The 21,539-nt window shown below is 46.5% G+C and carries 23 protein-coding genes; 11 read left to right on the top strand and 12 right to left on the bottom strand.

All coding sequences use genetic code 11. From position 1 onward, the window contains the following. Window position 1: 1 nt before the first annotated feature. The 3 genes from MKX40_RS29605 (at window position 2) to MKX40_RS29595 (ending at window position 1,663) form a co-directional block, all read left to right on the top strand. A complete protein-coding gene (locus MKX40_RS29605; protein ID WP_017691613.1) occupies window positions 2-397 on the top strand; it encodes a winged helix-turn-helix transcriptional regulator in 396 nt (131 codons plus the stop codon). Next, window positions 394-1,071: a TIGR00266 family protein gene (locus MKX40_RS29600; RefSeq protein ID WP_339238682.1), complete on the top strand. Its 678-nt coding sequence runs from the start codon at window positions 394-396 to the stop codon at window positions 1,069-1,071. Before MKX40_RS29605 ends, MKX40_RS29600 begins: the two co-directional genes overlap by 4 nt. Before the next feature lie 130 nt (window positions 1,072-1,201). Next, window positions 1,202-1,663: a MarR family transcriptional regulator gene (locus MKX40_RS29595; RefSeq protein ID WP_339238681.1), complete on the top strand. Its 462-nt coding sequence runs from the start codon at window positions 1,202-1,204 to the stop codon at window positions 1,661-1,663. Between the two features lie 144 nt (window positions 1,664-1,807). On the opposite strand, the gene MKX40_RS29590 is transcribed toward MKX40_RS29595, so the two are convergent. After that, window positions 1,808-2,782 carry an aldo/keto reductase gene (locus MKX40_RS29590; protein WP_339243246.1) on the bottom strand — a complete coding sequence of 325 codons (975 nt, stop codon included), beginning with the start codon at window positions 2,780-2,782 and terminating at the stop codon, window positions 1,808-1,810. Window positions 2,783-2,894: 112 nt separating this feature from the next. Between MKX40_RS29590 and MKX40_RS29585 the strand changes: the two genes are divergently transcribed. Together MKX40_RS29585 and MKX40_RS29580 are read left to right on the top strand one after the other, a co-directional pair. Next, complete coding sequence (locus MKX40_RS29585; protein ID WP_339238680.1) at window positions 2,895-3,938, top strand: LCP family protein; 1,044 nt, start codon at window positions 2,895-2,897, stop codon at window positions 3,936-3,938. 192 nt (window positions 3,939-4,130) lie between these two features. Next, a complete protein-coding gene (locus tag MKX40_RS29580; protein WP_339238679.1) occupies window positions 4,131-6,719 on the top strand; it encodes a DUF2339 domain-containing protein in 2,589 nt (862 codons plus the stop codon). A gap of 132 nt (window positions 6,720-6,851) precedes the next feature. Here MKX40_RS29580 and MKX40_RS29575 read toward each other — a convergent pair whose 3' ends face one another. The 5 genes from MKX40_RS29575 to MKX40_RS29555 form a co-directional block, all read right to left on the bottom strand. Beyond that, the gene (locus MKX40_RS29575; RefSeq protein WP_339238678.1) at window positions 6,852-7,178 is read right to left on the bottom strand and encodes a hypothetical protein; all 327 of its coding nucleotides are present in this window, start codon (window positions 7,176-7,178) and stop codon (window positions 6,852-6,854) included. Between the two features lie 56 nt (window positions 7,179-7,234). Next, on the bottom strand, window positions 7,235-7,537 hold the full coding sequence (locus tag MKX40_RS29570) for a hypothetical protein (RefSeq protein WP_339238677.1): 303 nt from the start codon (window positions 7,535-7,537) through the stop codon (window positions 7,235-7,237). Between the two features lie 33 nt (window positions 7,538-7,570). After that, window positions 7,571-7,735, bottom strand: coding sequence for a hypothetical protein (locus MKX40_RS29565; RefSeq protein WP_339238676.1), 165 nt, complete (start codon window positions 7,733-7,735; stop codon window positions 7,571-7,573). Window positions 7,736-7,788: 53 nt separating this feature from the next. Next, window positions 7,789-8,391 (bottom strand): hypothetical protein, encoded by a 603-nt coding sequence (locus MKX40_RS29560; RefSeq protein WP_339238675.1) that lies wholly within the window; start codon window positions 8,389-8,391, stop codon window positions 7,789-7,791. Between the two features lie 493 nt (window positions 8,392-8,884). Continuing rightward, window positions 8,885-9,040, bottom strand: coding sequence for a hypothetical protein (locus MKX40_RS29555; protein ID WP_017691624.1), 156 nt, complete (start codon window positions 9,038-9,040; stop codon window positions 8,885-8,887). 450 nt (window positions 9,041-9,490) lie between these two features. Between MKX40_RS29555 and MKX40_RS29550 the strand changes: the two genes are divergently transcribed. Both MKX40_RS29550 and MKX40_RS29545 read left to right on the top strand, forming a co-directional pair. Next, window positions 9,491-10,162, top strand: coding sequence for an FHA domain-containing protein (locus tag MKX40_RS29550; protein ID WP_339238674.1), 672 nt, complete (start codon window positions 9,491-9,493; stop codon window positions 10,160-10,162). A gap of 26 nt (window positions 10,163-10,188) precedes the next feature. After that, window positions 10,189-10,767: a class I SAM-dependent methyltransferase gene (locus MKX40_RS29545; protein WP_339238673.1), complete on the top strand. Its 579-nt coding sequence runs from the start codon at window positions 10,189-10,191 to the stop codon at window positions 10,765-10,767. 163 nt (window positions 10,768-10,930) lie between these two features. On the opposite strand, the gene MKX40_RS29540 is transcribed toward MKX40_RS29545, so the two are convergent. Genes MKX40_RS29540 through MKX40_RS29530 form a run of 3 tightly spaced genes read right to left on the bottom strand, consistent with a single transcriptional unit; the run spans window position 10,931 to window position 14,752 of the window. Then, the gene (locus MKX40_RS29540; RefSeq protein WP_339238672.1) at window positions 10,931-13,228 is read right to left on the bottom strand and encodes a carbohydrate-binding domain-containing protein; all 2,298 of its coding nucleotides are present in this window, start codon (window positions 13,226-13,228) and stop codon (window positions 10,931-10,933) included. 26 nt (window positions 13,229-13,254) lie between these two features. Further along, window positions 13,255-13,935 carry a DUF4956 domain-containing protein gene (locus MKX40_RS29535; protein WP_339238671.1) on the bottom strand — a complete coding sequence of 227 codons (681 nt, stop codon included), beginning with the start codon at window positions 13,933-13,935 and terminating at the stop codon, window positions 13,255-13,257. After that, window positions 13,928-14,752 carry a polyphosphate polymerase domain-containing protein gene (locus tag MKX40_RS29530; protein ID WP_091013215.1) on the bottom strand — a complete coding sequence of 275 codons (825 nt, stop codon included), beginning with the start codon at window positions 14,750-14,752 and terminating at the stop codon, window positions 13,928-13,930. Before MKX40_RS29530 ends, MKX40_RS29535 begins: the two co-directional genes overlap by 8 nt. 253 nt (window positions 14,753-15,005) lie before the next feature. Between MKX40_RS29530 and MKX40_RS29525 the strand changes: the two genes are divergently transcribed. The 3 genes from MKX40_RS29525 (at window position 15,006) to MKX40_RS29515 (ending at window position 17,549) form a co-directional block, all read left to right on the top strand. Then, window positions 15,006-15,683 (top strand): response regulator transcription factor, encoded by a 678-nt coding sequence (locus MKX40_RS29525; protein ID WP_339243244.1) that lies wholly within the window; start codon window positions 15,006-15,008, stop codon window positions 15,681-15,683. Continuing rightward, entirely contained in the window at window positions 15,683-17,035 is a 1,353-nt protein-coding gene (locus tag MKX40_RS29520) for a HAMP domain-containing sensor histidine kinase (RefSeq protein ID WP_339238670.1), read from the top strand. Before MKX40_RS29525 ends, MKX40_RS29520 begins: the two co-directional genes overlap by 1 nt. A gap of 259 nt (window positions 17,036-17,294) precedes the next feature. After that, window positions 17,295-17,549, top strand: coding sequence for a hypothetical protein (locus MKX40_RS29515; protein ID WP_339243243.1), 255 nt, complete (start codon window positions 17,295-17,297; stop codon window positions 17,547-17,549). A 433-nt stretch (window positions 17,550-17,982) separates the two neighbouring features. Here the strand turns inward: MKX40_RS29515 and MKX40_RS29510 are convergent, their stop codons facing one another. Further along, entirely contained in the window at window positions 17,983-18,750 is a 768-nt protein-coding gene (locus tag MKX40_RS29510) for an SDR family oxidoreductase (protein ID WP_076332059.1), read from the bottom strand. Window positions 18,751-18,946: 196 nt separating this feature from the next. Here MKX40_RS29510 and MKX40_RS29505 point away from each other — a divergent pair, with 196 nt between their 5' ends. Continuing rightward, on the top strand, window positions 18,947-19,585 hold the full coding sequence (locus MKX40_RS29505; protein ID WP_339238669.1) for a TetR/AcrR family transcriptional regulator: 639 nt from the start codon (window positions 18,947-18,949) through the stop codon (window positions 19,583-19,585). A 271-nt stretch (window positions 19,586-19,856) separates the two neighbouring features. Here MKX40_RS29505 and cobA read toward each other — a convergent pair whose 3' ends face one another. Both cobA and MKX40_RS29495 read right to left on the bottom strand, forming a co-directional pair. Further along, window positions 19,857-20,627 (bottom strand): uroporphyrinogen-III C-methyltransferase, encoded by a 771-nt coding sequence (cobA, locus tag MKX40_RS29500; RefSeq protein ID WP_339238668.1) that lies wholly within the window; start codon window positions 20,625-20,627, stop codon window positions 19,857-19,859. Further along, window positions 20,624-21,505 carry a formate/nitrite transporter family protein gene (locus MKX40_RS29495; RefSeq protein ID WP_339238667.1) on the bottom strand — a complete coding sequence of 294 codons (882 nt, stop codon included), beginning with the start codon at window positions 21,503-21,505 and terminating at the stop codon, window positions 20,624-20,626. Before MKX40_RS29495 ends, cobA begins: the two co-directional genes overlap by 4 nt. Window positions 21,506-21,539 lie beyond the last annotated feature (34 nt).

The following is a 21,539-nucleotide window of genomic DNA, read 5'->3' as shown; positions in this document are numbered from 1 at the left end:
TATGGTCAGAAAGAAATATAACATCTCGGTTGAAGCTACTCTGGAGGTGATCGGTGGCAAGTGGAAATGCGTCATTCTCTGTCATCTGACACATGGGAAAAGACGAACCAGTGATCTCAAGCGTATTATGCCCGCAATTACACAGAAAATGTTAACACAACAACTGAGAGAGCTTGAAAACGACGGGATCGTTAACCGAATCGTATACAATCAGGTCCCTCCCAAAGTAGAATACGAATTAAGTGATTACGGGCGGAGTCTTGAACCGATTCTCAATGCGCTCTGTAATTGGGGAGATCAACATATTGTGAAGGAATACGGAGACAAATCAGCAGTTCTGGAAGACAATGGGCTCAATGATTTTAACTCTGACAATAGGGAGCTGGTGCAGCCGTGAACTATGAGATTCTATATGATGGTGCTTTTGCGATGCTTAAGGTACATTTGCAGCGGGGAGAGCGTTTCAAGGCCGAAAGCGGTGCGATGGTATCCATGACGCCAACGGTTGAACTGAAGGGTTCGGCAGAAGGTGGAATGTTTGCCGGGTTCGGTCGAATGCTGAGCGGAGAGAAGTTCTTCTTTCAGGAACTAACGGCTGCGGGCGGGCCAGCAGAGATTCTGCTCTCACCTTCAAGCATGGGCGATGTAGAAGCTGTCGAATTGGACGGTTCCTATTCACTCTATGTGCAGAAAGATGGATTTCTAGCGGGGACCGAGGGCATACAGGTGAATACCAAAATGCAAAACCTGAAGAAAGGTCTCTTTTCGGGAGAAGGTTTCTTCATTATTGAGATCAGTGGACGTGGAACTGTATTTCTGTCTTCCTATGGAGCAATCCATGCGATTAATCTGGCAGCAGGTGAAGAAATGATCGTGGATAACGCTCATCTGGTGGCATGGCCTCATTATGTAGATTACCGTATAGAGAAGGCTTCACAGGGCTGGTTATCCAGTGTTACAAGTGGAGAAGGATTGGTATGCCGGTTCCGTGGAGAAGGGACCATTCTTATACAGAGCCGTAATCCGCAAGGATTCGGACAATGGGTGAAGCAGTTCATCCCAACGCGCTAATTTTATTCAAAAGAACATACAGGGTTGCAACGGATGTATCTCCATCATCGTTATATGAATAATGGATTTACTTCATTGACTGGTGGGTACATAATCTGTTGCATAAGGTCGCACATCATGGAGGTATGAGATGAAAAGCTCACGGTATAAAAACGCACAAGAAAGCCCGGGATATCTGTTATGGCAGGTTACAGCGATGTGGCAAAAGGAAGTACGCAGGGTGCTGGAGCCACTCGAACTGACACAGCCCCAATTTGTATTGTTGCATGCCTGTCTGTGGCTCAATGAACGTGATGAGGAAGGCAAGGGAGTCACTCAGGTTCAGATTGCACAATTTGCCAAAGTAGATGTTAATGTGACTTCTCAGGTTCTGCGTGCTCTTGAAAAGAGAGGCTTGATTACGCGTGCTCGTCATCAGACGGATACACGTGCCAATATAATTACCACAACGGAAGAAGGAACCCGATTGGCCATTGAAGGAATCCACTTGGTTGAGGAGTCGGACAAGGCTTTTTTCGAAACTTTGGATGATCGTAAGGAAGAGTATATGCAGATCATGCAGGAGTTTCTTCGCCAAAAAACAGAGGGCTAATCCATAATAAGATTTTTTTTAATTTATTAAACTACAGATTGTAGTGGAATTGGGAATTTTCTGAATACTTATGATTATAATGTCTATACAAAAATCAAAATGAACCTCCTGACTTTATCCGTCGGGAGGTTCATTTCATTTACTTTAATCGATTCGGTAGGACGCAAATGGCTCGCGGCGACGGAAAGAGTCACTGATCTGATCCAGATCGGTCAACAGCTCATCGGGCAGTGACATATCCAGACTAGCCAGATTATGCTCCAGCTGTTCGGTGCCTGTAGCGCCAACAATGACTGTGGATACAGCCGGACGTGTCAGTAGCCATGCGAGAGACAGCACACTTGGGGAACACCCGTATGAAGCAGCTTTGGCACTCACTTGTTCACTCAGTTGAAGATTATGCTCCAGCAGAAAACGATTGAAGGTCGGGTCGGTGTCGGCTCTGGAGCCGGAAGGTATGCTGGCCTGTCCGTTATATTTACCCGTCAGAATACCGCCTGCGAGCGGGAAATACGGGATAATGCCTACACCCTGATCCAGACACATCGGTACCAATTCCAGTTCAGGCGTACGGTCTGCCAGGGAGTAGCTGGTTTGGGTAGAGATGTAGCGCACATAACCTTTCTGTTCACTGATCCCGAGAGCTTTCATCAGCTCCCAGGCTGCGTAATTGGAGGCGCCGATGTACCGAACTTTGCCGGAAGTGACCATATCGTCTAGCGTGCGGAGTGTCTCATCCAGCGGTGTATGCGGATCAAAGGTGTGGATCTGATACAGATCCACATAATCGGTTTGCAGACGCCGCAGGCTATGTTCCAGCTCTTGTTGCAGATGGTAGCGGGAGGAACCGCGCCCATGGGGACCGTCATGCCGGGGAAGTCCGGCTTTGGTCGCAAGCACCGCGTTTTCCCGACGACCTGTGAGGGCCTGTCCAATGATGCGTTCTGATTCGGTACCTGCGTAGATATTGGCGGTATCGATAAAGTTGATGCCCTGATCCATCGCTGCATGAATAATGCGGGTAGAAGCTGCTTCATCCGCGCGTTTGCCAAATGCATTGGTGCCGAGCCCCAGTGCCGATACCCGTAAACCACTATTGCCCAAACGTCGATATTCCATCATTCATCGCTCCCTTTATGTTCATTTATGTAATGCAGATTATAACGTAATCTATTGTCAACGTGTTATTAATATAGTTAAATGATTCTAAGAACCCGTTATTAAAGGAGATATGATGGAAAACAGTGCTGCACATTTAACAAGACGGAAGCCGAAGAAACCGAAGAAGAAATGGAAGAAGCCATTAATCATCACCCTAAGTGTGCTGCTTGTGCTCGGAGGACTTGGATTTATTTATCAAAAGCAACTCGTCGTGTTTGCCTTTAATATGTTCGCCTCCGGTACGGTGAAGGAAGCCTTGGATGACTCCTTTAAACCAGCTGGCGATAAGGATGCCCCTGTCGTGGAACATACGGACCCATTCTCGCTGTTGTTGCTCGGTATTGATCAACGCGATAACGAACCAAGCCGTTCGGATACGATCATCTATTCCGTCGTGCGTCCAGAAGACAATAAAGTGCTGCTGCTGTCCATTCCACGTGATTCCTATACCGAGATTGTCGGGCGGGATGTGAAGTCGAAGATTAACTCAGCGTACGCCCACGGTGAAGCCAAGATGGCGATGGATACGGTGGAGAATTTGCTCGGGAACAAAGTGGATTTCTATGCCGCGATTAATTTTAATGGGCTCAAGGATATTGTTGATGCGGTGGGTGGTGTTGAACTGCCGATCAAGAAAAACATCGAGAACAAATCAAAAGCGCATGAGAAACTGTTCGTTGAAGCCAACAAACCGATCTATAGCGGCGAAGAAGCGCTTGGTTATGTGCGTTACCGGGAAGATTCCGATTTCAATCGGACGATGCGTCACCGGATTTTCCTAAGTGCCTTCATGAATCGTGCGCTGGAGGTCAAAAATCTGACCAAGATCCCGGACGTCATCCAGATTGCCGGATCGAATTTTACAACCAACATGACTTCGGACTTCATCGTGAAGTTTGCCGAGTCCTTATATATGAAAGACAATGCACCCACGATCAGCAACTATATGCTGAAGGGTGATGGCGCGATGCGCAGTGGTACATGGTACTATGACCTGTCAGAGGACGATCTGCAATATGTGCGTGGCATGATCGCCAGTTGGCTGGACCCGGATGCGACCGAGATTATTGAACCGGAAACAGCGGATCAGACAGATACACCGGATGCAGCCTAAGCATCCATTCTTGTACAAAATGCTCATATGAATAAAAAGTCGGGAGAAGCGGTTGCTTCCCGGCTTTTTTTGCGTTTGAGATCCCACTGATGAAACGTTGTACGGATATATCTAATGTTTAAAGCTCTTTTTATGGCATACATATAGTAAAATACAGGGAAAAGATTAAACATCAACCAATGGAGGAAGTACATGAAGGAGTTTAAGGATCGACTTGAACAGGTTCAGGAGCAGCAGAAACAGCTGGCGAAGGAGTATCACGCCTTGCTCCAGGAATACCAGTCCGATGACCTAATCGTTAAGAATGAACAGTTACAGGAACAGTATGAAGCCCAGAAGTTCAAGCTGCACCAGCTTGAACTTCGCTCGCGCAAGATGGAAGAAGAGAATGCACGTCTTCGCATGGCGTTATCTGAACAGATGTTGGATGAGAAGCTTAATCTGATCCGGGTATCGCGGGAGAAGATGGAGACGTATTTTCAAGGAAAAACGGCGGTACATAATGATCGAGTTGCCTTCCATGAACATCGAACCAAGTCCAACCTGAACGCGCTGTACAACCAGGCAGCACAGGAGTTACAAGAGGATTCCCAACAAATGAAGGAGAGGATTGCTTACCTGGCGGCAGAGGTGAAGGAGCGCATTGAATCACACAAGCGAGCCGTATGGGAACGAGAAGAGGCTCTACGTGGGCATATGGAACATGGATATGAGCAGATGGCGGAGGAGGGATTGAGCGAAGAGACCATTCAGCGCCGGATCAAGCAGAATCGCATGGAGATGAAGATTGGGCTTAGCTGGATCAACAAAGTAGCCATCCTGCTCCTCATTCTGGGGGTTGGAGCAGCGTTCCAATACTCGTACTCGACCTGGTTTAATGACGAGATGAAGAGCGGAGCCTTTTTCCTGCTGGGTGCTCTAATGCTCGCTGGAGGAGAGTGGCTGTTCCGCCGCAAAAAGCAGACGTTTGCAATGGGGCTGCTAGGGGGCGGGATCTCCGTGTTATTCGGGTCAATCTTCTATAGCTACTTTTTACTGCATATTATCGGGTTATATACGGGACTTGCCCTGTCTGTATTGGTATCGGCAATCTCCGTATTGTTGTCCCTAAGGTATCAGTCGAAGACCATCTGTTCACTCGGTCTGGTGGGCGGATATCTCCCGCTATTCTCCTATATGTTCTCGTTCGGGCTTGAGGGTACTGCTGTCTATGTAGCCATGATCTATCTGCTGCTCTTAAACGGCATTATTGTGTTCATATCATTCGGCAAACGATGGCCGGTAGTGCACTATATCAGTTTCCTGTTCAACACACCATCCATGCTTATCCTCTTGTGGCTGTCGCCAAGTGAGAAGATTGGCATGTTGTATTCCATTGTGACGTTTGCATTATATCTGGGCATTACACTGGCATATCCGTTCAAACATCGGATGAAGTTAACCTGGTGGGATTTCGCTCTGCTTGCTATGAATACGACCATCAGTTGCCTAATGTTATACGTGTTATTTGATGTGGCAGATTGGAATGATGCTCAGGGCTTGTTGGCATTAATCTTCTGCCTGGTATATCTGGGTCTCGCACGATTCGTTCAGCGCAATATGGCTCAGGAGAAACAGACCATTCTGCTCTTCTATATCACTTCCCTGACCTTTGCCATTCTAATTATTCCGTTCCAGTTCGGTGCCAAGTGGTTATCGATGGGCTGGTTAATTGAAGGGGTTCTGCTGGTTACGCTTGGACATCTGAAACGGTTCAAGTCGGTGGAGCGAGCCGGATGGGGTATTGTGCTGCTATGTCTAATCACTTTCGTGTATTATGACCTGCTCACGCTATTCTTCATCGGGGAACGTTCTTACTTCATGTTAAAATACTCCAGCATCACGCTGGGGACCCTGCTGATTACACTTTATTATGCCTGGGCAGTTCACAGCAACTTATCTGCCAGGGAGAGATTCAACTATAGCCCGCTGGAGCTGGGCTTCCTGAACGGATTCAAGTATGTGACACTCGCCAATCTGTGGTTATACGTGCTGTATGAATCGAATGAATTGTATACCAGAGCTGTGGATGGAACGTTCCTGTTATACATGTTCTACAAGCTACTCATGTTTGCAGCGCTGACCATTGCATTGGCCTATGGATTGAGTAAAGTGAAGTTGTTGCGTGATCCATACGTACAGATGTATACCACTTTCCTGCATGCCATTGGTTGCTGTATTGCACTGGCTGTCACCTTAACCATGCCAGCGCTTCAGCCGGAAGTTCAGCAGCATACAGCGGCAGAGATTGTGGGTTTGCTGGTGCTAATCATCTTTAACGTAGGGGTGTTCTTTGCAGGAAGGGATCTGCTGATTGCAGGCATCCGCAGGCAGTTCAAGAGCATTGAATGGTACCCGGTTATCGCAGGGGTATATCTGCTAGGGGTCATCACCGTATTCCTGACGATCCAGTTCCAGTGGGGTGATGTGGGGCTGATGTTCAGCCTGATCTATCTGCTGCTCGCGATTCTCTATATTGCCTATGGATTCCGTAGAAAATATGTCATGATTCGGCGTCTGGGTCTTGGCCTAACGTTGTTCGCTACAGGTAAAATGGTGTTCTACGATGTGGGTATGCTCACCTCGGGCAGCAAAATCTTTGCCTATTTCAGCTTCGGTGTGCTGCTGCTTGGCATCTCTTACTTGTATCAGAAGGTGTCGAGTCGGATGGAGGAAATTCAGTCCAGAGAGACAGCGAAGCCTGACGACGAACCGACTATGCCGAAGGATGAACAAGATTGATATATAATTATACTTCCAGCCCATGATGTGTTGGGGAGGTTTGGACTGCGTTATTGCTGGTGTATGTTTTCAATTGAACTAATATGGAAGGCCTCTGGGAGTGTTTCATATCCAGAGGACTTCCACAATTCTTTACTTCGTGTTCTTAATCTCTTCGACGACTTGAAAGCCGTTTGCTTTTCCATGAAGATATCCTTGCTCATAGTAGTCTATCCCGTCAGGGGTTATAGTTACTGCAATTGTTTCCGGATCATTCTTTACGGGCTGTGCAACGATATATCCTCTGTCTAGCAGATATGAGATGGCCCTGTACTTTTCTATGTTTTCCTTTTGGTAGAATCTATTTTTCGGTAAAAGTATCGCGGGATTTTCAGTAAACCAAGCTGAATATATTTGTTCCGTAATATCGTACCTTTCTTGTATCCTCTCTTTAATTTGAATCTCTCTTTCATCGAGCATACGCACACCTCCGCAAATTAAGCTTTAATTACGGGTCAGACTACTGATCATATCTTTTATTCTTCAAAACTACGCTTTGTTTTCCAGTACCAGAACTTCTCGCCCTGAGAGATTATAAACCGTTCTAACCATGTCTCAAAGTTACTGTAAAAAGATCCCGTATGTTCAACAGAATATAAACTCTCACAAAGCAACAGGTATTGCTCATCACCTGAACTCCAAAGCTCTAAATCAATTAGGATTCGATCATCAAGAATATTGGCGACTACAATCTTATTATCTGATGCTTCATTGTAATGTATAACATCTTGGGCTGAATATAAGAGGCTCTCCCCGCCATATTCAGGGTCTTCAAACAATGACGCTCCATTACATAATTGTAAAAAGCTTATTTAATCTGGAGGTAATGGAGTAAAATACTCCGAAAGCTCTTTAATTTTATCTTCGGATGCACCTGGTTTGAATTTATTCCTAGCAGTCATTTTCCCAGTAGGAGCAAGTATTTCAATTCGACCATTATTTTGGTCCGACCATTCCTTAAATACTTTAATTAACATTTACATAGCCTCCTCAAAAAAACTGGAGCTGTCCAAGGCCCTTTCTGGTAACCTTAATTCGTTTTATCCGAGATTTTCTTAAGCTCAAAGATAGTTGCCTCTGATAACAAGATAAGCTTCTCGTTATTAACAACAAAAAAACTTAAACTTACAGGTATACTAATTTTTGTAGAAGGGTTACTTACACCTATTGCTTTTACGACATCATTTTTATTTAAGTTTGGAATATCTAATTTATATAATCTATAAAAAGAATCTGAATTATTGCAGGTCGCTGTAAACTCATATAATGGGTTTCTTAGTTCAGTTTGATATCTACTGTAGTTTTTAATTCCTTTTGATGAAAATAAGTCTTTCTTGATGATTAATTCATCACCAATAAATTTTTGACCTGTTGGATATTCTGAGGCATCATTATATGAATTTGCAAATCCTAAAAGCTTCTCAACGTTCCAATTTCCATAGAAATATTTTTCAGTTTCACTATCCAAACTTGTACGTTCTAGAGAACAATACTCATTATTTTGCTGTGTTGTTACTTGTTTACTTGGGGAGACACCCGAACCTTGCATAACCGATGCGGGATTAACTGATCGACCACATCCTGAAAGAAAAATGATACATAACAACATCAATACACCAATCTCTTTTTTCACCTATGATCTCCTTTCGTAGACCTAGCAGAAAGTATATCAAAGAAAATGAAACCATGAATGACATATGATTAACATTATTTATAATTTAAGTTAAATTTATGTTATATAATCCTCCAAAAAAAGGCGTTCCTCGATAATCGAAAAGCACCTAACAGAAATCTACTTGCAAGTGTCTATACTCTCCCCCTTAACACCGTGATTAAATGGAGAAATTGTTGGGTTGAAAGGTGGAGAGGAAACCAAAATCACAAAACTAAAAAATTTCACCAGCACAAATGGCTGAAATCCATCTGCGTGCCGGGCAGTTTATGATTGTAGTCAAGCAATCATCTACAACTTTCGGTATTATTTTACAATCCAAAATGAGGCTCCGGGCTGCTGTGACCAGCAATCGGGGGCCTTATTGATCTGTTTTAATTTGGATTCGATGCCATAGCCTATTATGACATTCGTGAAACGTTTTGCGCGGAGATCACGTTATAATAGAGTAGACTCAGGGTTGGATCTTCATCTGTAACCATGAGGTTTCGGCAGCCGAGGTGCCTTTCAGTGATTCTCCGCCATCATCATTCATACGGGAGAGCACGGTTAATGTCATGGACAAGGCGAAGGCGAGCAATACGTATATGAAAATGTTTTTTTTGTTCATAGGAAGGTACCTCTCTTGTTGAATGAGCTATAGTAGATATCCGGCCGTCATGAGAAAAAAAGCACAACGTCTGGTATAGTAGAGTGAGCAGAACCAAATATAAATCGTTCCTGTATACCACTATATTGGTGTATGGCGGTACAAACAATGGAACAAATCTGATGAATTTATCATTATTGCTTCAAGATATGTTTATAGTACGTGTTCAAAAAGACCGGTTTTCAGTACCGAGAAGATGGGATGAAGCTAGAAATGGAGTAGCGGAGCGTAGGCAAACCTACGTGAGTAACTACATGTTTCCGAAGGAAACATACTTCGTAAGCATATGCTTATTCGGCTGAATTCCATATTCGATGTTGATGATGCCGTTAGGCATCCGTTGTAATCAAAAGCGGTTTTTTGAACAACCTCTTATAGAGATCGAGTGATCGTTGAAGGTGGGAGAATAATATGCGGGAGACGGCAAAAATCGTCATTCGTACGCCAGGACAGGAAAGTGACGGCTCGTTCGCTTATGTAAGCCAGGGTCGCTCCATTACGGTGGGACGTTATACAGGCGGTAGTGAATTGGACTTGTCTGTTTATAATCAGATGATATCGAAGCGGCATTGCCGCATTCATTATGATGTACAGCAACAGTTATGGATTGAGGATCTGGATAGCAAAAATGGAACCGAACTGAATGGGCAGCGTCTCGTTCCCTATGAGAAATATCCATTTGGCGAAGGAGACAGCCTGACGCTCGTCAACGGTTTGATCCAGCTTCGCGCTGAAGGGGATCTTGGAGAGACGAGGGAGTATCGTGTGTCGGATCTGCTGGGTGAGGGTGTACGCTTGCAGGATCACCTGCAAACGGTGCAGATTGGAGAGGTGGAAATTCCATTATCCAAGAAGGAATATCAGCTGTTCAAGCTGTTGTACAGCGAACTTGACCACTTTGTGACAAGGGAACAGATTGTGGCTCAGGTGTGGCCGGAGCGGAGCATGCTGGAGAGTGAAGCGGTAGGGATTGACGAGATTAACTCGCTCATCTATCGGACGAATCGCAAGCTGGGTGTACACTTTACCATCAAGTCTGTTTATAAAAAGGGTGTATATATGAAGTCTCATGTGCCGGATTGAATGAGTCATAACAAAGGGATGAGTTCATGTTCATCATTTACCTGATTCCATGGCTGATTGCTGTGGTGACATTGATCGGTGTCATATCCATCGTACTTGTTAGTTGGAAAAACGGTATTTCCCCGATGCCCACATCCGGCCGCGTCAGGCAGGTGGTCATTCAAGAGGTGAACCGGATTCCCGGTTACGGGGATGTACTTGAAGCGGGTTCCGGATGGGGCACACTGGGGCTGGATGTTGTAAGGCACTGTCCTGGTAAAAGGCTGACCGGGATTGAGAATTCAGTCATTCCCTTATGGTCATCCCAAATAATTGCCTATCTCAGTGTTCGCTTACGTCGAGCGAAGGGGGAAAAGCACTCTCTCAAGGGCAGGCTGCGCTTCATGCGCGGGGATATCTACACCAGTTCCTATGAACATGCGGATTGTGTGATCTGTTATCTGTTTCCGGGAGCAATGACCCGACTTCTGGACAAATTCAGTCGGGAGCTTCCGCCGGGCGCCAAGGTGATTAGTGTCTGTTTTGCGCTCCCGGGTAAGGAACCACTACGTACGATTACATGCCGTGATGCCTTGCGTACCAAGGTGTATGTATATAGCTTTTGAGGAAAAGGAGTACTTGGACTTCCCCTTGAGCAGAATGCTGTCATTCTGGTTCCAGAAGAATAACGAAAGAAAGCTCCGAACTCACATAACGTGAATTCGGAGCCTTTTTTGTTTCGCCTGCGCCTGAGAAGCGAGTTATGCTTCATGCCTCAGGACATGATGATTATTTTGCAGAATCGGTAGTGCCTGTGCTGTCGGATGTTGTACCGGATTGGGATCTGTTTCTGCCGCCTCCGAAGCCGCCTTGACCACGACCTCCTCCTGGACCACCCATACCTGTATTGGCTGTGGTCACACCAGATTCATTCACCCAAGTCACATTACTGGTCGATTGGAATGCAACTACCTTGGTTCCACCACTGTAAGTACCGTCTGTGTAGAGCCCATCCACCGCTTTACCTGTAGACGTACCACCGGAGTAAATCACGTATGAACCATCTTTTGCAAGATCCGGTGAGCTGACAACCACAGTTTGATAATCTTTTGCCGGAGCAAACGTCAGAATGTTATTGCCTTCGCTGTCTTGTACATGGACAAGTGTTCCAGCTTTTTGCGTTTCAGGGAACGTCATTACAATGGTATTTTGCGTAGACGCATCGGATGTTCCTTGTGCCATACCAGAGCTTCCGGCAGCCACGAGGTATCCACCGCTGATTACAAATGTACCGTCATAATCCAATGCTCCGTTACCGTTATCCGTTGGTCCATTCACAATAACTGTACCACCAGTCATGGTAATGGAACCATTGGAATCCAGTCCGTCACCACCTGCGTTCACGGTAAGTGTACCGCCGTTAATGTGGAACTCGTTATTACTCGCTGCTCCCATTCCGCCCGGTCCACGTCCTTGCTGAGTGGTAGCTGTACCTTGGGATGCTTGATCGGTAGTCGATGTTGTACCTGTCGTTTCGGTTACAGAGATGTTGGATGTCGTTGTTGCATCGGTTGCTGTAGTAGCGCTATCTGTACTTGCCGCTGTATTTGCAGCTGTTTCCGTCTCGCCACCTGCAGCATTGACGCCATCATCGGATGCCGTTACATCCACATCCCCATCGTTCAGGGTGATGATTGCTCCTTCAAGTCCTTCATAGCTCTTCGCAATGGTGATGGTGCCACCGTTAATCGTCAGTTCCTGATCGGCATGAATGCCATCATCACCGGATTCAATGTTGAATGTTCCGTCGTTGACTGTCACGTTATTGTTGCTGTGCAGGGAATCATCCATGGAATCAATGGTATACGTACCGCCATTCACCGTAAGGTCTGTACCTGCTTTCAGTGCTTTGGCACTTGTGGACTCGGTTGCTGTTGTTGCAGTGTCCGCATCGGCATCGCTATCGGTTGTTGCTGTTGTGTTGGCAGAGCTGGATGCTGCTGCACCGTTTGTATTAGTACCTGCATTGCCGCTGTTATTAGGCATCTCCGGCATATCTGCAGGAGGTTCGCCATCCGGTGGTGTGCCCATATCGGTTGGAGGTGTTCCGCCACCCCATCCGCCGCCACCGCCACCAAATGGACCTTCTTCGACTTTGGCTGGAGCATTGGCGCTACCGCCAGCAGTCACAATGTTGTATGTGCCGCCATCCGTAACAAGTGCGGTTTCGGCCTGAATACCGTCGTTACCACTTTGAATATCGAAGGTACCTCCTGCGATGGCAACGAAACCTTTGGTGGTATCCGTGTCATTGGTGGATTTGATACCGTCGCCTTCGGCTTCAATGGTAATCGTACCCGCTTGAATGGCGACCATGTCTTTACCTTTGATGCCGTCATCGGCTGCTTTGACGCTGATGTTACCGCTAATGATCTTCAGATCATCCTTGCTCGTAATCCCTTCATTATAGTTACCTGTGACGGTCAATTGACCTGCACCGTTGAACGTAAGATCCGCTTTGCTGAAGATTGCAGCATCCGGCTCGTCTGTTGTAGCGTCAGCGTACACATACGTTTTACCATCCGATACGGTATTCTTGGTTCCTTTTTCGAGCGTAATTACCGCTTTACCGGCCTTCTGAATATAGATCGCTGCACTGTCATTATCATGGATCGTAGCTCCGTTTAATACGAGATGTACGGTACCCTTATCGGCAACGTTGACCACGATCTGACCGTCGGTTAGCTCACCGCTAAGTACATAAGTACCTGCTTCCGTAATTGTTACTGAGCCATTGGCTGCTTTGGCGCCCGAACCGGTTACCGTTGCCGTTGTGCCGTTCAACTTAATCGCTGTGGAATCTGCCTCGCTCCAGCTAATGTTGGTATCGTCAGCATCCAGAGAGACCAGATCTGCATATTTCACAGAGGTTTGCTCGCTGACCGATACCGTTTTGGTTGTTCCTGTCGTTGACGTTGCGGCATTGGCGGTTGTGCTTGTGGTTGCAGGTGAACTGCATGCGGCGAGTAGGCTGGTAATCATGGCGATAGACCAAAGTTTGCTGCCTGTTATCACGTTTTTCTTCATATAGATCGTTCCCTTCGAATTAAGAATTAATATTCCGTTGTTGGACTCATGGTTAACGAGATATCCAGGTTGCCGTTCCGTGTGCGGATGGCATCAAGGAATTCCTTTTGGCTAACACTTTCGTGAATGGTTACACTGTAAACCAGCTCATACAGACTGCCGAGCTCGGTCGTTCTGATCTTTTTCAGGTCAAAAGGTACATTAAATGTATGGAACACTTCGTTAAGCGCTTCTTCATAGCTCAAATTCTCAGGAATGGTGACTTTCAGTGTTTTCAGCTGACTCTTCTTGCCGCCGAAGTTGAAGCGACTCAGGACAAACATCAGCACACACAGGATAATCGTGAACAGCACTGCGTATCCAAAAGCACCTACACCGCAGGCAAGACCGGAAGCCATCGTGAACAACACATAAGCAATATCCTTTGGATCACCAGGTGCACTGCGGAAACGAATGATCGAGAAGGCACCTGCCAAGCTGAATGCTCGAGCAATGTTGCTGCCGATGAGCAGGATGATGATGGCGACAATGACGGGCAGGACCACCATCGTTAGGGTGAAGCTCTGGGAGTATGTGGCTTGGTTGGTCTTCATGTACGTGAGGCTGATGATTAATCCCAGAATGATGGCAAGACCAATGGTGATGACTGCATTACTGAATGTTAAATCGGTATCGGTTAGGGCTGAACTGAATAGTGAATCAAGCATATAGGACACGCTCTCTTTCTATAATCGTTTTATCTTGTTCTTGTTCTATGGATGGGTTGAAGTCAGTACCTGGTACAAGAATGCGCTCCGACTGGTAATTCAGGTTGGTTGTTCTCACCAGATGTCTGAACTCGTTGCCGTATTTGGAGAATCCAGTGCGGTAGAGACCATGCTCACAGAGCAGTTGCGACAGCCACAGCGGAACGGTTTTCTCGGCTTTCACTTCCATCAGCCACCTTCCGTCCTTCACGAGCGGTTCACCGTAATCTCCTTGTTCCAGCTTCAGATCGTATCTGCGGCTGCGAATGTTGGTGTCAAAGGTAATGCGGAGATCCCGGCTGTTCTTGTCGAAGAGTGCTTTGCGTTCATACGCCAGATACACTTTCGGTTCAAGATCGTAGAGGCGAAGGAAGTATTTGATCTCTTCCACAACCTGTTTGTTCATATAATCTGCCAGCTCCGGTGCCTGTCCTGAACGAACGAATTCGTACGCTTCATCCAGCTTCAAGGCGGTTCTGCGCTTGTTCACCAGGCCAAAGACTTTCTTTTTGATCTCCAGATACACTTTGGCATTCTCTTCAGGTATTCCATATGCCCGCAGTCTCAGCTTCTCCTTGTATTTTGGTTTGGAGAGACTGGCGCGAATTAGGGAATCCTGTGGAGTGTCGAAGTACAGGTTACTGATGGAGTAGTATTCATGTTTCTTGTTGTAGGCATCCAGCTCCATGTATTTCAGCAGGTCGTTGTAGAAATGGGCGTACTGTTCATCCGTCAGAAGGTATTTGCTCTCATATCGGTTGAATACTTCAATTGCCATGTGGGGTTCAGTCCTTTCGTTGGTGGGTTGTATGTTTTGTTCCATCGTGTATTGCTTCCATGTCTGTATCTTAGAGGGCCAACCTTGAATGAATCTTAAATGGTTTTACATTGCGTTAACATTTTTTTACCTTCCTATAATAGTTCGCATCCGCAAAATGAATTAAGATTGATTCAAGGTTTAATTGATAGAATGGGAGATATCATACAGCGTTCATGAAGACGAATAATTCAAGCAGAGGAATGAATAGATGATGAGAATATTAATTGCGGAAGATGAGGTTCATTTGGCAGAGGCAGTATCTCAGATTTTGAAAAAAAACAACTACTCCGTGGACATGGTCCACGACGGCAGATCAGGATTTGATTATGCGCAGAGCGGTATTTATGACCTGTTACTGCTCGACATCATGATGCCAGAGATGGACGGAATCACCGTCCTGAAGAAACTTCGCAGTGAAGGCAATCATACGCCTGTCATTCTGCTTACGGCCAAAGGTGAATTATCGGACAAGGTCACAGGCCTCGATTATGGTGCCGATGATTATATCGCCAAGCCCTTCGCCACAGAGGAATTGCTGGCCCGAATTCGTGCAGCCTTAAGACGGAAGGGCGAAGTGGTTCCGGAGGACGGACTGAAATTCGGCGACATGGAGCTGAACACAACTCAGTTGAAGCTGAGCGTTCAGGGGAAGGAGATCAAGCTGAATCTGAAGGAGAATGAACTGCTGGAGCTGTTGATTACGCGCAAACAGGCGATTACCTCCAAAGAGCAGATTATTGAGAAGTTGTGGGGATTCGATTCGGAAGTGGAGTATAACAATGTGGAGGTGTACATCTCGTTTTTACGCAAAAAATTAACGTTCCTGAACTCGGCTGTCCGCATTAACACGATTCGGGGTGTGGGGTATGTGCTTGAGGTGACGTCCTGATGTTTAATAAACTCCGGAATCGATTCCTGATCGTGAATCTGGTGTCCATATCGATTATGATGCTGGTGGCATTTGCGACGATCTATACGATTACGTATCAGAATGTGCAACGGGAGACAAATATGGAGTTGTACAAGGTTTCTGATTTCTATCATAGTCCTTATAATTCATCCAAGATGCCGCGCGGGGAAGGTGGGGGGATGGGGACGGGGTCTGGATCAGGCGCTAGTACAGGTGCTTCCGGTTCAGATTCGCTACCTTCCAATGCCATGAGTGGTAACAATGAAGGACCCGGTGGAGACCCCAATGCACCTCCGGCGCGTTCCATTTCATTCATGATCAAAACGGATGACCAGTGGAAGATTACGGATACGCAATCCCGATTTGATATGGAAGATACGTTCTACACCGAGGCGTTGCAAAAGGTTGACCAGAATAAAGTTGGTAATTCGGAACGGCAGACTGGACAATTTGCACTGGATGGAACGGACTGGGCCTATGTAGTTGATCCGAGCGGTGATGGCCATATGATCGTATTCATTGATGTGACGGCACAACAGGGTATTCTGACCAATCTGATCTATACATTTGCTGTTGTTGGATTAATCATGTTGATTGGAATATACTTCCTGAGCCGTTATTTTGCGAATCGCTCCATTGCGCCGGTTAGAGAAGCATTTGAGAAACAAAAACAATTCATCGGCGATGCTTCACATGAGCTGAAGACCCCTCTGGCGATCATCAATACCAATGCTGACGTGCTGCTTGCAAATCAGGAGGATACCATAGCGAACCAGGCGAAGTGGCTTCACTATATCAAGTCGGAAACCGAGCGCATGACCGGACTTACGAATGATCTGCTCTATCTGACACAGATGGACGACTCGCGCTCGACGATGATTCATGCGAAGTTTAATATGAGCGATGCGGTAGAGAGTATTATTTTGCCAATGGAAGCCGTTATTTTTGAGAAAAACATCTCCCTTGATTACAACATTGAGCCGAATCTTACGGTTCATGGGAACATTGAGCAGATCAAACAGGTCATTCTGATCCTGCTCGATAATGCGGTGAAGTATTCCGGGCCCAGAGGGTCCGTAAACGTTACGCTCCAGAAACAGAATAATGATGTCATGCTGGCCGTGTCCAATACAGGTGAAGGCATTGCACCCGAACATCTGGATCGGATCTTCGATCGATTCTATCGTACGGATTCTTCCAGAGCCCGCACACATGGTGGACACGGTCTGGGACTGGCGATTGCTCGGTCCATTGTGGATCAGCACAAAGGAGAGCTATACGCCAGAAGTGTGGTCGGAGAGGGCGCTACATTTTACGTACGGTTGTCGTAGGGATGGAGTGAGGCGCTGGCGTAGAGTTGAACTCTCAACTCACTACGATGCAACAACGTCTTATTTTCACCTAGATGAGAATAGAGTATTTTACCTGCATTGCGGTTTCCCACACTAACCCTCGCTGCCGCTCTATAATCATTCGTTAGGCATAAGTTCTGCCTGTAATGGGTTAACCTATGCTACAATGGCAACAGTATGTATGAATCAAGGAGATGAACTGAACGTGGCAGAAGCAAACGCAATTAATGAACAAGAAATGATGCAGTATATTGTAGATAAAACGAAGGCAAGCCAGGCGAACATCGCCCTTGTACTGAAGCATGAGCAAGCGTACATCAACAAGGCGCATGAAAATGCCAAAGGTAACGATGTGGATATTGACGGCGATGATCTGGCGGACTACATCCTTAGTCGCAAAGATGTGAAGCTGGATGAGTTGACCGTAGAAAGCATTTTGGATGCTGAGATGGACTACTTGATGGACAAGGGTCATGCGGGGTACGTCGATTAAGTGATCGTAGGCAAAGTTTAACGAACCTGACACGCCTTATTCAGGTATTTCTCGCTCGATTGGAAATCTAACGAATCTCAGATACGTTATTCTCTGGATTCTAGGGCTTTTTGGTGCAATTGCAGCATTTGTGCGGAACTAGCGTGTCTGAGATTCGTTAGTTCGGGGAATAAGCACTTTTAGCCGAAATAAGGTGTTCTGGGTTCGTTAGCGTGAGTGATCACAAGGGCAACGGCGAGGCGTTAAATGGCTGTTCCAAAAGTAACATTTCACATGCGCAGCCTTCAACATGCTAAGTTTAAGTCTAAGTATCGTACTGTAAAAAAGACCTCAACTCCACGTTACTGTGGTGTTGAGGCCTTTTTTTAGATTGTAGTGACAAGGCATCCCTTGGGGGATACTTGTCGGTATAACTCCTACAGTTTACAGCTTCTTATTGACCCATCATACCGCCATCTACGGTGTAGAGGGAAGCTGTTACATAGGATGCTTCTTCGGACAATAGGAAGTTCATTACCGCAGCGACTTCTTCCGGTTCACCGTAACGGCCCATTGGAATGGCAGATACCGTAGCAGATTGATAATCTTCCACGTTGCCGGAATTAGCTTCGATCTGGCGCATCATGCGGGTATTGATTGTGCCTGGCAATACAGCGTTAACGCGGATATTGTAAGGTGCCAGTTCATTGGCAGCGGTACGTGTGAGGCCAACTACGGCATGTTTGGACATAATATATGGAGATACGGCAGGTGCGCCCATCAGACCCGCAAGGGAAGAGGTATTTAGAATCGCACCGGATTTTTGTTTTTTCATAACGGGAATGACATTTTGCAGACCCAGGAATACGCCACGAATGTTGACGTTATACACGGTGTCGAGTGCTTCAACACTCAGGTCTTCGATCAGTCCTGTTGGGCCTTCAATGCCGGCATTATTGGCAAAATAATCGATTCGTCCAAACGCATCCAGTGCTTTTTGCACATAGTTTTTCACGTCTGCTTCCTGGGATACGTTCGCTTTTACAGCGATGACGTGTTCCTTGTCGAGGTTCAGATCAGTGATCGTCTGCTGGATGGCTTCTTCATTCAGGTCAACCAGAACCAGATTAATTTTGCGCTCTGCGAGACGGCGTGCCAATTCTTTACCAATGCCTCCGGCTGCTCCTGTAATAACGGCTGTATGTGTATACGATGTACTCATGAATGATTCGCTCCTTATTCATTATTGGCAGGTATTTTTTTAAAAAAAGTTTCAACCTGTCGTCTATCTTTCCTGTCTCAATGTTAAGATATACATAGCCATGTGACAATAATCATTGACAGCGCATATGTCAGCTATCGGACAGAGATGTAAGCGGTGTTCATTTAGTTTACAATAATGAACAAAGGAGGCGAAAATGTTGATTATTGAACATCCTCAGGACCGGAGAGCACGAAGAACGCAGGATGCCATCATCGCTGCGGCGGTTTCTTTGATATTGGAGAAGGGAGCGGATGCCCTCACCATCCGGGATATTACGGAGCGGGCGGATTACAACCGCGGAACCTTCTATTTACATTTTCCCGGCAAACCGGAGTTGTTGCAGTTCATTCTGGATGATTTCATGCAGGGGGTAGGACAGGCTTATGCAGCACCATACGCACAGCTCAAAGAAGTGGATATGACTGCATTGCTGCCATCCACGATGCCGGTATTTGAATATATTGAAGCGCATCAGGATATTTTCCGCGCATTAATGACGATGCATTCCGATATGGGTTCCCGTCTGTGCAATATGTTTAGAACCTATTTAACCGAGGATTTTGTACTGGTGACCGAAGATAGCGAGCACACCATTAATTACGACATCATGTTAAGTTATCTGGTATCTGCTACGGTGGGCGTGATTATGCACTGGGCGGAGATTGGATTCAAATATTCTGCGCATTATATGGGAGAGCAGCTTACGGCACTGATCAACATCAAACCGACCCGTCTGCTGATTGAACCAGGGCAGAAGGGTCGGACGATTCACGAGCGTATGCTGTTGGATTAAGGGTCGGATAGAAGTTTTGTTCTATATAAATTGAACTAAAGAGTATTTACACTGAACACTTCGATGGAAGAATAACCTTCCGATCGCTGTTATCCCCAGATTTTTTTGATTTCTTTTATAAAGGTTAAATCCGGGGATAGCGTATGCTTCCGATGTAGCTTTCTTACAGAAAGCTTGTAGGCGAATGCTCCGCTTCTTCAGGTCCTTTCTGTCCTCTCCGTTTTGTGTAAATGTTTAGTTCAATTGATATAGATGAAGGAATCCAATTCGATTATCCGGTCATGGAGGCATTAGCGGCCTGTTGCATCTGAAGCAACTGTTCGCGGATCAGGACGGACTCGCCGACCATAATTAATGCCGGGTTATTCACTTGATGTGACAGGGCGAGGGAATGGAGTTCGGCAAGTGTGCCGGTAATAATGCGTTCCTCCGAAGTGGTTCCCCGTTCGATTAGAGCCGCAGGGGTGTGTCCACTTTTCCCATGGTGAAGCAATTCATGTTGGATCTGGGGCAGTTGGCTAATGCCCATATAGATGACCAGTGTATCCACGCTATGGGCGAGCAGGTCCCAGCGAACGGATGAAACATTTCCGTCACTGCCGGTTCCCGTGACACATGCAAACGATGAAGCAATCCCCCGATGGGTTAACGGAATAAGGGAGGAAGCGGATGTACCTACAGCTGAAGTGATGCCGGGAATGATCTCGAATGCAATCCCTGCTTCTGCCAGCACAAGCGCTTCTTCACCACCACGGCCAAAGATGAACGGATCGCCACCCTTGAGTCGTACGACTTGTTTGCCTTCCGCTGCATGTGCAGCAAGCATCCGTCCAATCATCTCCTGACTCATGGAGTGAAGCCCTGGAGCCTTGCCGCAGTAGATGCGGAGTGCTCCGACGCGAGCCTCAGCGAGCAATTGATCATTCACAAGCCGATCATACATAATGACATCTGCGGACTGAATACGTTTCAGGGCTTTTACCGTAATCAGATCCGGATCTCCAGGGCCAGCGCCAACGATACTAACCAAGCCCCGGCTCATGATCGTGTCCCCAATTTCGGTGCCGCATCGGAACTTGCCAATCCGGAACGACCACCCTGAATGGTTGCCAGTTTGGTTGATAGCTTCACCGGTTTCCCCCAGTGATGGGCAGCATATAGGCCGAGGCCTGTAAATACAGCTCCGCCAATGAGGTTACCCACCAACACCGGGATCTGATTCCACAGCCACCAGTCAGCGACACTGACCTGTGCACCGAGCATCATGCCTGCCGGAATGACAAACATGTTCACTACAGCATGTTCAAAACCTTGGGCGAAAAATATCGTAATAGGCAGCCACATCGCTACGATTTTGCCTAGAGTTGATGTGGATGTCATCGCCATCACGGCCCCGAGTGTGACCATCCAGTTACATAGAATGGCCTTGATGATCACCAGAACAATGCCTGCTCCGCCCAAATGCTGATATCCTAATGTTTTGGCTTCACTGGTCTGAATCAGCGTTTGAATGAGTGGGTTGCTCATATTCGTACCCATCTTCGTAATGGTCAGTCCGTATAAAAGAGCATAGAATGCACATCCAAGTAGATGACCTGTGATCACCCAAAAATAATTTCGGAGCATATCCATCCATGTAATTCTGCGTTTCATCAGTGCGAGTGGGAGCATCGCAAAGTTTCCTGTCACCAATTCAAGGCCCAGCAGAACAATAATGACGAATCCCGCGGGGAATATCAGTGCACCTGCCAAACCAACGGAAGTTTGAGTTACAGCGGTATATGCCAATGTGGTTGCAAAAGCAAGGATAGCCCCTGCCAGAAAACCGCGGATTAGCATCTGTACCCGATTCATTCTGGCTTTGCTCTCACCAGCTTCGAGCATCGATTGCAGCACTTCTGCAGGTTTAACAAAATCCATAGCGCACGCCTCCTTGATGTCAGAGTATCTTTAG

It is taken from the genome of Paenibacillus sp. FSL R5-0517 (assembly GCF_037974355.1).
GTDB lineage: Bacteria > Bacillota > Bacilli > Paenibacillales > Paenibacillaceae > Paenibacillus.
Note: the sequence above shows the minus strand (reverse complement) of the source record. Positions and strands in the feature narration are given on the sequence as shown.